Consider the following 14,776-nt stretch of genomic DNA (forward strand, 5'->3'; position numbering starts at 1 on the left):
TGATGCTTAGGCGTTTGAGCCTGCGCGATTTCGTGATCGTGCCGGCGCTGGAGCTCGATTTCGATAGCGGCTTCGCGGTGCTGACCGGCGAGACCGGTGCCGGCAAGTCCATCCTGATCGATGCGCTGCAGCTCGCCCTGGGCAGCCGCGGCGATGCCGGCGTGGTGCGCGAGGGCGCGGCGCGCGCCGAGATCACGGCCGAGTTCGACAGCCCCGCGGTGCTGGCCGCCTGGCTGGACGAGGCCGGCTTCGAGGCCGGCGAGACCCTGCTGCTGCGCCGCGTGATCGATGCGCAAGGCAAGAGCCGCGCCTGGATCAACGGCAGCCCGGCCACCGTGGCCCAGCTGCGCGAGACCGCCGACAGCCTGCTCGACATCCATGGCCAGCATGCCTGGCAAGGACTGACCCGGCCCACCTCGGTGCGCGCGCTGCTGGACGCCTTCGCGCGCCTGGACGTCAAGCCCCTGGCTCAGGCCCATACGGCCTGGCGGCAGGCGGCCGAGAAGCTGGAGGCCGCGCGCAGCAAGGGCGAGGAGCTGGCGCGCGAGCGCGAGCGCCTGGCCTGGCAGCTGGAGGAGATCGGCCGCCTCGCGCCCGGCGCGGACGAATGGGACGAACTGAACGCCGAGCACCAGCGCCTATCCCATGCCGCCTCGCTGATGGACGCGGCGCGGCTGGCGCAGGAGGCGCTCAGCGGCCAGTCGGGCGAGGCCGAGCAGAACGCCGAGAGCCTGACCGAGCAGGCGCTGGACAAGCTACAGGACGTGGTCGAGTACGACGCCCGCCTGGCCCCGGCGATCGAGGCGCTGCTGAACGCCCAGGCCCAGCTGCAGGACGCGGTCCATACCCTGAACACCTATCTGCACGGCACCGAGCTGGAGCCGGAGCGCCTGGCCGAGCTGGACGAGCGCCTGTCGGCCTGGATGGCGCTGGCGCGCCGCTACCGCCGCCCCGGCGCCGAACTGCCCGCGCTGCACCAGCAGTGGAAGGCCGAGCTGCAGACTCTGGACGAGGCCGGCGACCTGGCCGGTCTGGAGCGCGCGCTGGCCGAGACGCGCGCCGCCTACGACCGCGAGGCCCGGCTGGTCGGCCAGGGCCGCGCCAAGGCCGCTCCGGCGCTGGCCGCGGCGGTCACGCAGGCGATGCAGCAGCTGGGCATGGCCGGCGGCGCCTTCGAGGTGGCGCTGCTGCCGCAGGAGGAACCGCAGAGCTTCGGCCTGGAGAGTGCCGAATTCATGGTGGCCGGCCATGCCGGCAGCACGCCGCGCCCGCTGGCCAAGGTGGCCTCGGGTGGCGAGCTCTCGCGCATCGCGCTGGCGATCGCGGTCACCACCTGCCAGCTCGATGACGAGGGCGCCGGTGCCGGCACCCTGATCTTCGACGAGATCGACGCCGGCGTCGGCGGCGCGGTGGCCGAGACCGTCGGCCGGCTGATGAAGCAGCTGGGCCGCCAGCGCCAGGTGCTGGCCGTCACCCACCTGCCCCAGGTCGCGGCCTGCGCCGACCATCACTATGTGGTGTCGAAGGCGCTGCGCGCCGATGGTGCCACCGCCAGCGATGTCCAGCCGGTGCTGGGCGAGGCACGGGTGCAGGAGATCGCGCGCATGCTGGGCGGCGAGCGCCTGTCCTCGGCCAGCCTGGCCCATGCGCAGGAGATGCTGGGCCAGTCGGCCGGCGCCCATCACAACAACGGTAGCGGTAGCAGAAAGGCGCGTTCGTGAGCGCATTCGGTCAGGGCGAGGTCGTGCTGGTCACCGGCATGTCCGGCGGCGGCAAGTCGGTGGTGATGCATGCGCTGGAGGACGCCGGCTTCTTCTGCGTCGACAACCTGCCGCCCGAGCTGCTGCCGCAGTTCCTTGGGCTGGAGCAGCAGCGTGGCGGCGCACGCCGCGTCGCGATCGCGGTCGATGTGCGCAGCGAGGGTTCGCTGCCGCATCTGCTGCCGCAGATCAAGCAGCTGCGCGCCGATGGCGTCGGCGTGCGCTCGATCTTCCTGGACGCCAATACCGAGGCCCTGGTGCGGCGCTTCTCCGAGACGCGCCGCCCGCATCCGCTGCGCAGCGAGCCGCGCGGCGCGGGCGAGGCCGATGCGCACCGCGCGCTGCTGGACGCGATCGCGCTGGAGCGCGAGCTGCTGGCCGGCCTGCGCGCCGATTCCACCGTGATCGACACCAGCCTGCTGCGCGCCGCGCAGCTGCGCGCCTGGGTGCGCGACCTCGTCTCGGTGCGCGGCGACTCGCTGACCCTGGTGTTCGAGTCCTTCGCCTTCAAGCATGGCGTGCCCAGCGATGCGGACTTCGTGTTCGACGTGCGCGTGCTGCCGAATCCCTATTACGACCGCGAGCTGCGCCCGCTGAACGGGCGCGACGCGCCGGTGGCCGACTACCTGGCGGCCCAGCCCGAGGTCAACCTGATGCTGGGCCAGATCAGCGGCTTCCTGCGCCAATGGCTGCCCAGCTTCGCGGCCGACCAGCGCAGCTACCTGACCGTCGCGATCGGCTGCACCGGCGGCCAGCACCGCTCCGTCTATCTGGTCGAGACCCTGGCCCGGCAGTTCGCCAGCCATGGTCATGTGCTGAAGCGGCACCGCGAGCTGGACGCCAAGTAGGCGCCAGCGCCGCCGCGGCTATGGCTCAGGCGGCCTGCGAGCCGCCGCGCCCCTTGCCCTCTTCCTCGTCGCGCGCGGACATCAGCACCAGCGCGACGATGGTCACGATCGGGAACAGCAGCACCAGGCCCACCATCCAGCCCAGCAGCGGGCGGCCGTCGCGCTTGAGCGCCAGGCCCATATAGGTCCAGTGCGCCACCAGGCTGGCCGTCAGGCCCAGCGCCAGCAGCACCACCTTGGCCTCGTTGCCGCCCTCGTCGGCCATGCCGGCCGAGATCATGAACCAGAGGCAGGCGACCGCCGCCAGCGCGGCAATCAGGGCGGACTCGACGGCGCTTTTGACCAGGGGTTTCATGCTTGTGCGGAACATGGCGGTGCGGGAGCCGAAGCATAAGGCCTGGCGGCCCGCCCGCCCATCCCGATCTGCGCTCGATCAGAAGCGATAGCTGGCCTTCACCCCCAGGAAGCGCCCGCGCGGATCGCCCTGGGTATGGTCATAGAGCCCGGTCGAGGCATCCCAGGGCAGCTTGGCGTTGCTCAGGTTCTGCAGGCTCAGGCTGGCCACCAGCTGCGGCGTGACGCGCCAGTCCAGGTTCAGGTCCAGGGTGTCGAAGCCCGCCACCCGCTCGGCATGGGCCTCGGTCGGGCGGTAGGTCTGCCGGTAGCCGCCGACATGCTGCCAGTTCAGGGTGGCGGTCCAGTCGCCGCGGGTCCAGGCCGCGCCGGTGGCGCCGCGCCACTTCGGCAGGGAGCCGAACTCGTTGCTGCCGGCGCCGTTCACCGCCGCCTCGCCCTCGGCCGGCGGCTGGCTGAAGCGCAGCAGCCGGCTCGCCTGCGCGCGCAGCACCAGCTCGCCCAGGCCCTGGCCCAGCGCGAAGCTGCGGCTGCCCTCCAGGTCGAAGCCGGAGACGCTGCGCCCGCCCTGGTTGCGGAACTGGCGCGTCAGCGACACGATGCGCCCCTGCTCGTCGCGCAGCACGCGGCCGGCCAGGCGCGCCTCGTTGGCGATGATGAACTCGGCCGTCTCGGTGTCGATCAGGTCGCGCTGCTTGATCTGGAAATAGTCCAGGCTCAGCTTGCTGCGCGCATCGGGCGAGACCACCAGGCCGAAGTTCAGATTGCGCGAGCGCTCCGGCTTCAGCTTCGGATTGGCCGCGGTCAGGTTGGTCACGCCGCGCGCCTGGTTCGGCGTCACCGGGTCGCGCGGGTCCAGCACCGTGCCGTAGCTGACGCCGGTGCTCTGCGTGATCTCCGGCAGCGAGGGCGCGCGGAAGCCGCGCGAGAGATTGGCGCGCAGCAACAGCCAATCCAGCGGCTGGAAGCGCAGGCTGGCCTTGGGCGAGACGGCGGAGCCGAAGTCGCTGTAATGGTCGGCGCGCGCCGCCAGGTTCAGGCTCAGGCTGCTCAGCAGCGGCAGGTTCAGCTCGGCGAAGGCGGCGCTGACCTTGCGGCTGCCCTTGATGATGTTGATCGCCGGGCGCAGCTCGGTGCCGCTGAGCACCGCGTCCGAGGTGCGCGAATCCATCGCCTCATGGCGCAGCTGCAGCCCGGCCGCGAAGCCCACCGGCCCGGCCGGCAGCCGGGTCAGCTCGGTCGAGGCGCTGGCATCGACGCTGTAGAGCTCCGAGCTGGCCGGCCGCAGGGTCGACAGGCGCAGGGCCTGGCGCTGCGCCTCGCTGTTGCGCGAGGGATCGGCGAAATCGTAGCCGCCGCTGCGCAACACGCGCTCGAACTCGTAGCGGTTGACGAAGTTCTGCACCGTCTCGGTCAGCCGGCTGCTGGACTGCAGGAAGGACAGCCCCCAGTCCCAGCGCCCGGCCGAGCCGCGCGCGCCGGCCAGCACGCGCTGGAACTGCACCGCGTCCTGCTTGGTGCGCGTGCCCAGATCGAACAGGGTCGCGTTCAGCACGGCAGAACCGCTGGCAGGATAGTTCGGGTGGCCCTTGGGCAGTTGCACCGAGATCGTGTCCAGCGCCTGGTTGCGGTCGTTCCATGCGCGCAGGCTGCTGGAGACGGTCAGCGGCGCGCCGAACAGCAGCTCCGCGCGCGAGCTGCCCAGCAGCAGCTCGGCATAGGCCTCGGCGTTCTCGTCCAGGCGCCAGGTGGCGCGGGCCGAGCCGTGGTAGCGCTCGACGCCGGGGATCAGGGTCTTGTACTGCGCCGGGTTGTAGGCCAGCACGCTGCCGGTCTTGCCGGGCGTGATGTCGCCGTAGTTGCGCAGCTGCAGCGGGCCCTGCACGCCGCCCAGCTTGTTGGTGGCGTCGCTGCCCAGGTAGTTGGTCGGCACCCAGGCCAGGGTGCCGCCGGGCTCGCGGCGGAAATCGCTGTCGCGCAGCCAGGCCACGTCGCTCTGGTCCAGGCGGTCGCGCTTCAGGCCGTCCAGGCTCAGGGTGAAGTTGAAGCCCTGCTGCTGCAGGTCGCCGAAACCGTGGCGCAGCTCGAAGCTGCGCTCGCGCTGGCCGGTGCCCTCGGTGGAAGTGCCCAGGCCGGCCCGCAGCTCGGTGCCGCGGTAATCGTCATGCAGCAGGATGTTGACCACGCCGGCAATCGCGTCGGAGCCGTAGATCGAGGAGGCGCCGTCCTTCAGCACCTCGATGCGGCGCACCGCGGCCAGCGGCAGGCTGTTCAGGTCGGTGAACACCTCCTGCATGTTCTGCGCGGTCGCATAGGGCGCGACGCGCCGGCCGTTCACCAGCACCAGGGTGTTCTGCTGGTTCAGGCCGCGCAGCGACAGCCCGGCCGTGCCGGCCGAGAAGCTGCCGGTGTACTGCTCGTTGAAGCTGTTGCCGCTGTTGGCGGTGATCGTGCGCAGCAGCTCCGGCAGGCTGGTCTTGCCGCTGGCGCGGATCTCGGCATCGGTGATGGCCTGCACCGGGTTCGCGCCCTCGCGCCGCACCGAGAGGATGTTGGACCCGGTCACGGTGACGCGCTCCAGGCGCGCGCCGGCCTCGTCGGAAGCGGCTTGCGCCGCGGGCAGGAAGACGGCGGCCAATGCGGCGGCCAGCACTGAGGGTTTCGTCAGCAGCATGTCGGCAATCCTTCGTGAGGATGGATAAGAGAGAGATGGAAAGAACGCCCCGGTAGGGGCGAGCCGGCCCGGCCGCGGCGGATGACCGCGGCGGGTTAATGGCGAAGAAGGGATCGGGGTGCGGGAGCGCTGGCGGCGCGTGGCGCCGTGGCTCAGGGACGCAGCATGCGCACCGGCGCCATGCTGGAGAGGGGACAACAGGACTTCATGATGTTCTGGTTCTGGACTGCACGCTCTTGTCGGCGCCCAGCCAATGTAGCCAGCGGCTACGGCGCGGCCAAACAAGGAAAACCGCCTTGTTTATGCGGCCGGCGCAGATGCGCAACCGAGCGCTCAGCCGATCAGTCGCTTCAATGGTGCAGGCAGGGCATAGGCGGCCAGTTCCTCGCGCGCCACCCAGCGGCCCTCGCCCGGGCTCGCGGCCTGCGCCAGTTCGGCGCGGCGCGGATGCAGCACCCAGTCGAAATGCGTCAGCGCATGCTCGACCCGCGGCATCACCTCCAGCGCGGCGCCGAGCGAGCGCGCCTGCGCATCGAGCGCGGCCTCGTCGTCGAACAGCGGCAGGCTCCAGAGGCCGGCCCAAACGCCGCTGTCGGGCCGCTGCTGCAGCCAGACGCTGCCCTCATGCTCAAGCCAGAGCCACCAGTTCTCGCGCCGGCCGCGCTTGAGCTTCTTGGTCTTGATCGGATACCTGGCCGGCTCGCCCTCGGCGCGGCCGCGGCACAGCTCCGACACCGGGCACAGCAGGCATTGCGGCGCGCGCGCGCCGCACAGGCTGGCGCCCAGGTCCATCAGGCCCTGCGTATAGGCCGGCATGTCGGCCTCAGCAGCCGGCAGCAGGGCCTGGGCATAGGCCCAGAGCTTCTTTTCCTGCGCGCCGCTGGCCAGGTCGCCGTCGAAGGCCAGGAGGCGCGACAGCACCCGCTTGACGTTGCCGTCCAGGATCGCGATGCGCTCGCCGAAGCAGAAGGAGGCGACCGCCGCCGCGGTCGAGCGGCCGATGCCGGGCAGCTCCTGCAGCGCGGCCGCGCTGCGCGGGAATTCGCCGCCATGCTCGGCCGCGACGGCCTGCGCGCAGCGGTGCAGATTGCGCGCGCGGCTGTAGTAGCCCAGGCCGGCCCACAGGGTCAGCACCTCGTCCAGCGGCGCCGCGGCCAGCTCGATCACGCTCGGGAAGCGCGCCAGGAAGCGCTGGTAATAGCCCAGCACCGTCGTCACCTGGGTCTGCTGCAGCATGATTTCCGAGAGCCAGACGCGATAGGGGTCGCGCGTGTTCTGCCAGGGCAGCTCATGCCGGCCATGGCTGCGCTGCCAGGCCACCAGCAAGGCGGCGAAATCGGCGGGCAGGCTCACTTCTTTTGACATGCGGGGCAGAAAAATGTCGAGCGCTGACCCTGCACGATGCGGCGGATCGACGTGGCGCAGACGCGGCAGGGCTCGGCCTCGCGGCCATAGACCTGGGCCTGCATCTGGAAGCTGCCGGCCACGCCATGGGCGTCGCGAAAATCGCGTAGGGTAGTGCCGCCGGCTTCCAGCGCGCGGCCCAGCACGCCGCGCACCGCCTCGGCCAGGCGCTCGCAGCGCGGGCCGCTGAGCTTGTTGGCGGGAAGGCGCGGGTCGATGCCGGCCAGGAACAGGGCCTCGCAGGCGTAGATATTGCCGGCCCCGACCACCAGGTCGCCGGCCAACAGCGCCTGCTTGATCGCGACGCGCCGCGCCGCCAGGCCGGCCTTCAGGTAAGCGCCGGTAAAACGCGGATCGAAGGGTTCCAGCCCCAGCCCGGCCAGCAGCTTGGCCGCCGGGCCGTCGGCCAGCGAGGGCGACCAGACCACCGCGCCGAAGCGCCGCGGGTCATGCAGTCGCAGCAGGCCGCGGTTGGTGCGCAGGTCGAAATGGTCATGCGGCCCGGGGTTCGAGTCGCGCGCGGTGAAGGCCAGGCTGCCCGACATGCCCAGATGCAGCAGCAGCCCGCCGGCCAGGCGCTCGCCGCGCAGCGGCAGCCACAGGTATTTGCCGCGCCGCGTCGCCGCGCCGACGGTCGAGCCCAGCAGTTCGTCCTGGTCCAGGCCCAGCGGCCAGCGCAGCGGCTTGCCCAGGCGCACCTCCAGCACGCGGGCGCCCTCGATGGCGTCGGCAAAGCTGCGGCGGGTGACTTCGACTTCGGGCAATTCCGGCATGGCGGGGCGCATGATAAAGGTCCGCGGCCGGCGCTGCTGCCCAAGGGCTGCTTAAGGAAAATCGACCACAATCCAGCAATGTGGCGCCCGCATCATCGGGGCTGACCGTTCCAGGAGTTCCCATGCCCAAAACCACCGTTGCCAGCGTCGCGCTTTCCGGCCTGCTGGCCCTGCTCGGCCCGGTCCAGGCCCAGGCCAGCACCGCGGCCAGCGCCCCGGCCGTGCAGAACTCCGAGCTGGACGCGCCGATGTTCTACCAGCTGCTGGTCGGCGAGATGGAGCTGCGCGCCGGCCAGCCCGGCGTGGCCTTCCAGGTGCTGCTGGACGCGGCGCGACGCACCGGCGACAGCGAGCTGTACCGCCGCGTCGTCAATATCGCGCTGCAGGCCCGCGCCGGCGACCAGGCCCTGATCGCCGCCCGCGCCTGGCGCGACGCGGTGCCCGATTCGGTCGAGGCGCACCAGATGATCATCCAGCTGCTGGCCGCGCTGAACCGCCCCTCCGAGGTCGGCCCGCCGCTGCGCAGCCTGCTGGCGCTGACGCCCGAGGCGCAGCGCAGCGGCGTGCTGGCCTCGCTGCCGCGCCTGTTCCAGCGCACGCCGGAACCGAAGCGGGTCTACGAGGCCACGCTCTCGGTGCTGGAGGGCGCGGCTCAGCAGCCCGCGACCCGGCTGATGGCTCTGCTGGTGCAGGGCCGCCTGGCGCTCAGCGCCGACGAGGACGACAAGGCCCTGGCCCTGACCCGCCTGGCCGCCAAGGACTTCCCGGCCGCCGATGAGCCGATGCTGTTGGCGCTGGACCTGATGGCCGAACGGCCCGAGGCCGAGGCGCTGATCACCGAGCGGCTGAAGCAGCAGCCCGACCACCATGCGCTGCGCCTGGCCTATGGCCGCACCCTGGCGCGCAGCCAGCGCGCCGCCGATGCCGCGCGCGAGTTCCGCATCGTCACCCAGGCCACGCCGGACAACGCCGCCGCCTGGTATGCGCTGGGCGCGCTGGAGCTGGACCTGCGCCATCCCGAGGCCGCCGAGAAGGCGCTGCAGACCTTCCTGGTCAAGCTGGAGGCCGCACCGGCCGACAGCCCCGAGGCGCTGAAGGATTCGCGCCAGCAGGCCTGGCTGCTGCTGGCCCAGTCGGCCGAGATGCGCGGCGAGCTGCGCGCGGCCGAGGGCTGGCTGTCCAAGGTGGATGCGCCGCAGCGCCAGCTGGAGGTCAGCTACCGCCGCGCCTCGCTGATGGCGCGCCAGGGCCAGCTGGCCAAGGGCCGCGCGCTGCTGCAGGCCCTGCCCGGCGAGCGCGACGAGGACGCCCGCGCCAAGCTGATGGCCGAGGCCCAGCTGCTGCGCGAGGTGCGCCAATGGGAGGGCGCGCTCGCCGTGCTGGAGCAGGCCGGCAAGCGCTTCACCAGCGATGCCGACATCGTCTACGAGCAGGCCATGATGGCCGAGAAGCTGGGCCGCCTGGAGCAGATGGAACAGCTGCTGCGCAAGGTGATGGAGATCAAGCCCGAGCATTACCACGCCTACAACGCGCTGGGCTACTCGCTGGCCGAGCGCAATACCCGGCTCGAAGAGGCCCGCACCCTGATCGCCAAGGCACTGCAATACGCGCCCAGCGAGCCCTTCATCGTCGACAGCCTGGGCTGGGTGGAGTTCCGCCTGGGCAACCACCCGGAGGCGCTGCGCCTGCTGCGCCAGGCCTACCAGTCGCGCCCCGACGCCGAGATCGCCGCGCATCTGGGCGAGGTGCTGTGGGTGGTCGGCCAGCAGGACGAGGCCCGCAAGGTCTGGAACGAGGGCGCCAAGCGCGACCCGAAGAACGAGGCCCTGCGCGAGACGCGCCAGCGCCTGAAGGCGCCATGAGGCGCGGCCTGCTCGCCCTGGCCTTCGTCGCTCCGCTGCTCGCCGGCTGCGCCAATCTGCAGCGCGAGGCGCCGCCCGCGGCGCAGGACGGCGATCTGCGCCTGTCCGGGCGCTTGTCGGTGCAGGTCAGCGGCCGCGGCGGCGACAGCGCCGCCTTCGAGCTGCTGGGCTCGCCCGAGGCCGGCCGCCTGGAGCTGAGCACGCCGCTGGGCAGCCTGGTGGCGCGGGCACGCTGGAGCCGCGCCGAGGTGCTGCTGCAGACCCCGCGCGAGGAGCGCCGCTTCGAGGACCTGGACTCTCTGACCCGCGAGATGCTGGGCGAGCCGGTGCCGGTGGCGGCCCTGTTCGACTGGCTGCGCGGCCGCCCCTGGCCGCGGGCCGGCAGCCAGCCGCTGGAAGGCGCCGCCCAGGGCTTTGCCCAGCTGGGCTGGCAGATCGACCTGTCCCGCTTCGGCGATGGCCTGATCGTGGCCAACCGCCCCGCCGAGCCCGCCGTGACCCTGCGCGCGCGGCTCGACCCCTGACCTTTCCCGTTCCCGATGCAAGCGCTCTACGACGTCCCGGCCCCGGCCAAGCTCAACCTGTTCCTGCATGTGGTGGGCAAGCGCCCCGACGGCTATCACCTGCTGCAGTCGATCTTCACCCTGATCGACTGGGCCGACACCCTGCATTTCGAGCGCCGCGGCGATGGCCGGCTGGCGCGCCATGACGGCGCCGACGCGATGGCCGAGCTGCCCGAGGACGATCTGTGCCTGCGCGCCGCGCGGCTGCTGCGCACCGAGAGCGGCGACGCCGCCCTGGGCGCCAACATCCATCTGGAGAAGCGCCTGCCGGCCGGCGCCGGCATGGGCGGCGGCTCCTCGGATGCCGCCTCCACCCTGCTGGCGCTGAACCGGCTCTGGGGTCTGAACTGGCCGCTGGCGCGCCTGCTGCCGCTGGGGCTGAAGCTGGGCGCCGACGTGCCCTTCTTCCTGGGCGGGCGCAATGCCTTTGTCGAGGGCATCGGCGAGATCCTGCACCCGGTGGACCTGCCGGCGCAGACCTACTTTGTTCTCAAACCGCCCACATCGATCGCCACCCAGGAAATTTTTTCGAGCCCCCTCTTGGCAAGGTCGAAAAGCGTGGCTATAGTAGCGGGCTTTCCTGCACACAACAGCAGCGACGACAAAAACGAAAGTTTGCAGTCGACAGGTGCTGAAGTGGTGAAGCTGGATGCGCAAGGTGTAGCGAAGCTTTGCGGCGGATTCGGTAGCAACGATCTACAGAAACCGGCCGAAGCGATCTGCCCCGAAGTGCGCCAGGCTCTGCAACTGCTGGAAGCTCGTTACGGCAACAGCCGCATGACGGGTTCGGGCAGCGCGGTCTTCGCCAGGGTGAGCAGTGAAGAAAAAGATGGCATGTCGAACCAGTCCATGGCGACAATGCTCCAGGATCTTCCGGGAGCGTGGACTGGCAAAATATGCCGCGGTCTGGACCGCCACCCGCTTAGCGGATGGGCTTGAAGGATCGGCAAGGTTTTGGGGTGCTGCAGCTCTGCAGTGTCCTGTGTAGGGGAGTCGCCAAGTTGGTCAAGGCATCGGATTTTGATTCCGACATGCGAGGGTTCGAGTCCTTCCTCCCCTGCCAAATGTTCTAGAGAAACCCGCCCTGCGGGTTTTTCGTCTTTGAAAGACCCTGGACACGCTGGCTGGCCACGGGTCCTTCACCAAGGATGGCCGCCGTGCTGCTCAACACCGTCCTCTTCACCGGCAATGCAAACCCGGTGCTCTCCCAAGAAATCGCGACCCATCTGGGGCTCGAACTCGGCAAGGCCGTGGTCGGTCGCTTCTCCGATGGCGAGGTGACGGTCGAGATCCAGCAGAACGTGCGCGCCCGCGACGTGTTCGTGGTCCAGCCGACCTGCGCGCCGACCAACGAGAACCTGATGGAACTCCTGATCATGGTCGATGCCTTGAAGCGCGCCAGCGCGCGCCGCATCACCGCCGTGATCCCCTACTTCGGCTACGCCCGCCAGGACCGCCGCCCGCGTTCCACCCGCGTGCCGATCTCGGCCAAGGTCGTCGCCAACCTGCTGGAGACCGTCGGCGTCGAGCGCGTGCTGACGATGGACCTGCACGCCGACCAGATCCAGGGCTTCTTCGACATCCCGGTCGACAACATCTACGCCAGCCCGGTGCTGCTGTCGGACCTGAAGAGCCGCAACTACTCGAACCTGGTGGTGGTCAGCCCCGACGTTGGCGGCGTGGTGCGCGCCCGCGCGCTGGCCAAGCAGCTGGGCTGCGACCTGGCCATCATCGACAAGCGCCGTCCGGCCGCCAATGTCTCCGAGGTCATGCATGTGATCGGCGAGATCGACGGCCGCAACTGCGTGATCATGGACGACATGATCGACACCGCCGGCACGCTGGTGAAGGCCGCCGAGGTGCTGAAGGACCGCGGCGCCAAGAGCGTGTTCGCCTATTGCACCCACCCCATCCTGTCCGGCCCGGCGATCGAGCGCATCTCCGGTTCGCACCTGGACGAGGTCGTGATCAGCAACACCATCCCGCTGTCGGACGCCGCCAAGGCCTGCGGCAAGATCCGCCAGCTGTCGGTCGCCTTCCTGTTCGCCGAGACCATCCGTCGCATCTCGGACGGCGAGTCGGTCACCTCGCTGTTCTCGGAACAGAACAACAATTTCTAAGATTCAGGAGGTCGATCCGCAAGGGTCGGCCTTTTGTACGGAAGAGCCTGGTCGCGGGCCTTCCACCCCGGAGCGCCATGGTGGCGCCTCGGAATTTTTGGAGTCAGATATGAAATTCACCGCTTTTGAGCGCAAGCTGCAGGGGACCGGAGCGAGCCGCCGCCTGCGTGTTTCGGGCAAGGTGCCCGGCATCGTCTTCGGCGCTGGCGAACCCGCCACCATCGAGCTGGACCACAACGCGCTGTTCCATGCCCTGAAGAAGGAAGCCTTCCACAGCACCATCCTCGAGATGGAACTGAACGGCAAGGTCGACCAGGTCCTGCTGCGCGACGTCCAATTCCACCCGTACAAGCCGCAAGTGCTGCACGTGGACTTCCAGCGCGTCGACGACACCACCAAGATCACCAAGAAGATCCCGCTGCACTTCGTGGGCGAAGAGAACTCGCCGGCCGTCAAGACCGACAAGTGCACCGTCGACCATGTGATCACCGTGCTGACGATCACCTGCCTGGCCAAGCAGCTGCCCGAGTTCATCGAGGTGGACCTGAGCGGCCTGACCCTGGGCAACTCGCTGCACATCAATGACCTGAAGCTGCCCGCTGGCGTCAAGCCCGTCGTGCACGGCAAGCCGAACCCGGCCGTCGCCACCGCCGTGGCCCCGAAGGCCGAGGAAATCGTCGTTGCCGCCGCCCCCGTGGACGATGGCAAGAAGAAGAAGGGCAAGAAGTAAGCCCTGCGGCTATCTTCTTTATCCCGCTTCATGCAAAGGGCCCTTCGGGGCCCTTTTTTTTTCAGATCCGGCCACTTTGCCTTCTGATGAGAGCGCTGCGTAGGACGCAGGAGTGGCGATCCAGGCATCGTCGCCGTGGCACCGCGCAGGCAGAGCCGGGTTGCGGGTCCGCGCGCTTGCGCAGGTCAAGGAGGAGGGCCGCAACGCGGCCCGGGGGACACGGAGCAAGCGCGTGCACCCGCGGCCCGGCGAACGCGGACTTGCTCGCGTCGGCCGTAACCGCGCCGGAACTCCCTTCGATGGTGCGCCGCGGCAAGACTGCTGCCAAAACTTGTCAGCAGTCCAAGACCCTAGGGGGCACGGGTATTAGGCTGCAGCCCCTACAGTCGCGCCCACTGGCCCGTTGGTCGGCCGTCCCTCGCGCGGCCGGGCGGGTCGCTGGAGGGTTCCTCATGACCGACAAGAAGCGATTCCAAGACAAGAAGAACAACATGCCGCAGGCCGGCCTGCTGTCGCTGTCCCTGCTGAGCACCGCCGCCCTGCTGGCGGCCTGCGGCCAGCAAGCGGACCAGCAGCATATGCATGCCGGCGGGCCGCCGCCGGTTTCGGTGGCACCGGTGGTGCAGCGCGATGTGCAGGAGTTCGACGAGTTCACCGCGCGCCTGGAAGCGCCGGACACCGTCGAGATCCGCGCCCGCGTGGCCGGCACCCTGGACAAGGTCCATTTCAAGGAGGGCCAGCTGGTCAAGAAGGGCGATCCGCTCTTCACGATCGACCCGCGCCCCTTCGCCGCCGAGGTGGCGCGCGCCGAGGCCCAGGCCGTGGCCGCCCGCACCCAGGCCGAGCTGAGCGCCAGCGAGCTGGCCCGCGCCCAGAAGCTGGTCCCGATCCAGGGCGTCAGCCAGCAGGAGATCGACCAGCTGCGCGCCGGCGCCCGCAATGCCGAGGCCAACATCCGCGCCGCCGAGGCCGCGCTGACCCAGGCCAAGCTGAACCTCGAGTTCACCCGCATCACCGCCCCGGTCTCCGGCCGCAGCTCGCGCGCCAATGTCACGCCGGGCAATCTGGTCGGCGTCGGCGATCCGGTGCTGACCACCGTGGTCTCCAGCGACAAGGTCTATGCCTATTTCGATGCCAGCGAGGCCACCTACCTGAAGCATGCCCGCGCCGCGCGCAACGGCGGGGCTCAGTCGCGCAGCGGCGGCAACAAGGTGCTGCTGGGCCTGGGCAATGAGGAGGGCTATCCGCACGAGGGCCAGATGGACTTCGTCGACAACCGCCTGAACCCGGCCACCGCCTCGATCCGCGGCCGCGCGGTGTTCGACAACAAGTCGGGCCTGTTCACGCCGGGCCTGTTCGCCCGCATCAAGCTGGTCGGCAACGGCAGCAATGCGGCCGTGCTGGTGGCCGAGCGCGCGATCTCCACCGACCAGACCCGCAAGATCGTGCTGGTGGTCGGCAAGGACAACATCGTGCAGCCGCGCGAGGTAAAGCCCGGTCTGCTGCTGGACGGCATGCGCGTGGTCGAGGGCGTCAAGCCCGGCGAGCTGGTGATCGTCGACGGCCTGCTGCGCGCCTTCCCCGGCGCGCCGGTGACGCCGCAGCTGCTGAAGGTGGACGCGAAAGGCATGCCGATCCCGGCGGCCCCGCCCGCCCCGGCCGCCTCCAAGTAAGTCCAGCGAGGAACC

12 protein-coding genes and 1 tRNA gene are annotated in these 14,776 nt (G+C 70.1%); 9 read left to right on the forward strand and 4 right to left on the reverse strand.

Annotated features, from left to right (window positions below):
* The first annotated feature begins 2 nt into the window (after positions 1-2).
* Both recN and rapZ read left to right on the forward strand, forming a co-directional pair.
* A complete protein-coding gene (recN, locus tag G8A07_RS22490) occupies positions 3-1,721 on the forward strand; it encodes a DNA repair protein RecN (protein WP_195794173.1) in 1,719 nt (572 codons plus the stop codon).
* Positions 1,718-2,608 carry an RNase adapter RapZ gene (rapZ, locus tag G8A07_RS22495; RefSeq protein WP_256441067.1) on the forward strand — a complete coding sequence of 297 codons (891 nt, stop codon included), beginning with the start codon at positions 1,718-1,720 and terminating at the stop codon, positions 2,606-2,608. The genes recN and rapZ overlap by 4 nt, the downstream gene beginning before the upstream one ends.
* A gap of 25 nt (positions 2,609-2,633) precedes the next feature.
* On the opposite strand, the gene G8A07_RS22500 is transcribed toward rapZ, so the two are convergent.
* The 4 genes from G8A07_RS22500 to mutM all read right to left on the reverse strand — a co-directional run bounded on the left by G8A07_RS22500 (position 2,634) and on the right by mutM (position 7,813).
* On the reverse strand, positions 2,634-2,963 hold the full coding sequence (locus G8A07_RS22500; RefSeq protein WP_195794174.1) for a hypothetical protein: 330 nt from the start codon (positions 2,961-2,963) through the stop codon (positions 2,634-2,636).
* A gap of 78 nt (positions 2,964-3,041) precedes the next feature.
* Positions 3,042-5,636 (reverse strand): TonB-dependent receptor, encoded by a 2,595-nt coding sequence (locus G8A07_RS22505; protein WP_195794175.1) that lies wholly within the window; start codon positions 5,634-5,636, stop codon positions 3,042-3,044.
* 333 nt (positions 5,637-5,969) lie between these two features.
* The gene (gene mutY / locus G8A07_RS22510; protein ID WP_195794176.1) at positions 5,970-7,001 is read right to left on the reverse strand and encodes an A/G-specific adenine glycosylase; all 1,032 of its coding nucleotides are present in this window, start codon (positions 6,999-7,001) and stop codon (positions 5,970-5,972) included.
* Positions 6,986-7,813: a bifunctional DNA-formamidopyrimidine glycosylase/DNA-(apurinic or apyrimidinic site) lyase gene (mutM, locus tag G8A07_RS22515; protein WP_195794177.1), complete on the reverse strand. Its 828-nt coding sequence runs from the start codon at positions 7,811-7,813 to the stop codon at positions 6,986-6,988. Before mutM ends, mutY begins: the two co-directional genes overlap by 16 nt.
* Before the next feature lie 122 nt (positions 7,814-7,935).
* On the opposite strand from mutM, the gene G8A07_RS22520 reads away from it, so the two are divergent.
* From G8A07_RS22520 to G8A07_RS22550, 7 genes are all read left to right on the forward strand, one after another.
* Entirely contained in the window at positions 7,936-9,675 is a 1,740-nt protein-coding gene (locus tag G8A07_RS22520) for a tetratricopeptide repeat protein (RefSeq protein ID WP_195794178.1), read from the forward strand.
* Complete coding sequence (locus G8A07_RS22525) at positions 9,672-10,199, forward strand: outer membrane lipoprotein LolB (RefSeq protein ID WP_195794179.1); 528 nt, start codon at positions 9,672-9,674, stop codon at positions 10,197-10,199. The genes G8A07_RS22520 and G8A07_RS22525 overlap by 4 nt, the downstream gene beginning before the upstream one ends.
* 15 nt (positions 10,200-10,214) lie before the next feature.
* Positions 10,215-11,177: a 4-(cytidine 5'-diphospho)-2-C-methyl-D-erythritol kinase gene (ispE, locus tag G8A07_RS22530; protein WP_195794180.1), complete on the forward strand. Its 963-nt coding sequence runs from the start codon at positions 10,215-10,217 to the stop codon at positions 11,175-11,177.
* Between the two features lie 47 nt (positions 11,178-11,224).
* Positions 11,225-11,301: transfer RNA gene (locus G8A07_RS22535), tRNA-Gln, on the forward strand.
* Between the two features lie 85 nt (positions 11,302-11,386).
* The gene (locus tag G8A07_RS22540; protein ID WP_305798624.1) at positions 11,387-12,358 is read left to right on the forward strand and encodes a ribose-phosphate pyrophosphokinase; all 972 of its coding nucleotides are present in this window, start codon (positions 11,387-11,389) and stop codon (positions 12,356-12,358) included.
* Positions 12,359-12,467: 109 nt separating this feature from the next.
* Positions 12,468-13,088, forward strand: a complete 621-nt coding sequence (locus G8A07_RS22545) for a 50S ribosomal protein L25/general stress protein Ctc (RefSeq protein WP_195794181.1) — start codon at positions 12,468-12,470, stop codon at positions 13,086-13,088.
* Between the two features lie 452 nt (positions 13,089-13,540).
* Positions 13,541-14,761, forward strand: a complete 1,221-nt coding sequence (locus tag G8A07_RS22550; protein ID WP_249937100.1) for an efflux RND transporter periplasmic adaptor subunit — start codon at positions 13,541-13,543, stop codon at positions 14,759-14,761.
* Positions 14,762-14,776 lie beyond the last annotated feature (15 nt).

This window comes from Roseateles sp. DAIF2, from assembly GCF_015624425.1.
Taxonomy (GTDB): Bacteria; Pseudomonadota; Gammaproteobacteria; order Burkholderiales; family Burkholderiaceae_C; genus Kinneretia.

What these genes read in the sequence shown, in the direction of transcription:
- recN (WP_195794173.1), top strand. Translation starts at nt 3, where the DNA reads ATGCTTAGGCGTTTGAGCCTGCGCGATTTCGTGATCGTGCCGGCGCTG.
- G8A07_RS22500 (WP_195794174.1), bottom strand. Translation starts at nt 2,963, where the DNA reads ATGAAACCCCTGGTCAAAAGCGCCGTCGAGTCCGCCCTGATTGCCGCG.
- G8A07_RS22505 (WP_195794175.1), bottom strand. Translation starts at nt 5,636, where the DNA reads ATGCTGCTGACGAAACCCTCAGTGCTGGCCGCCGCATTGGCCGCCGTC.
- mutY (WP_195794176.1), bottom strand. Translation starts at nt 7,001, where the DNA reads ATGTCAAAAGAAGTGAGCCTGCCCGCCGATTTCGCCGCCTTGCTGGTG.
- mutM (WP_195794177.1), bottom strand. Translation starts at nt 7,813, where the DNA reads ATGCCGGAATTGCCCGAAGTCGAAGTCACCCGCCGCAGCTTTGCCGAC.
- G8A07_RS22520 (WP_195794178.1), top strand. Translation starts at nt 7,936, where the DNA reads ATGCCCAAAACCACCGTTGCCAGCGTCGCGCTTTCCGGCCTGCTGGCC.
- G8A07_RS22525 (WP_195794179.1), top strand. Translation starts at nt 9,672, where the DNA reads ATGAGGCGCGGCCTGCTCGCCCTGGCCTTCGTCGCTCCGCTGCTCGCC.
- ispE (WP_195794180.1), top strand. Translation starts at nt 10,215, where the DNA reads ATGCAAGCGCTCTACGACGTCCCGGCCCCGGCCAAGCTCAACCTGTTC.
- G8A07_RS22540 (WP_305798624.1), top strand. Translation starts at nt 11,387, where the DNA reads ATGGCCGCCGTGCTGCTCAACACCGTCCTCTTCACCGGCAATGCAAAC.
- G8A07_RS22545 (WP_195794181.1), top strand. Translation starts at nt 12,468, where the DNA reads ATGAAATTCACCGCTTTTGAGCGCAAGCTGCAGGGGACCGGAGCGAGC.
- G8A07_RS22550 (WP_249937100.1), top strand. Translation starts at nt 13,541, where the DNA reads ATGACCGACAAGAAGCGATTCCAAGACAAGAAGAACAACATGCCGCAG.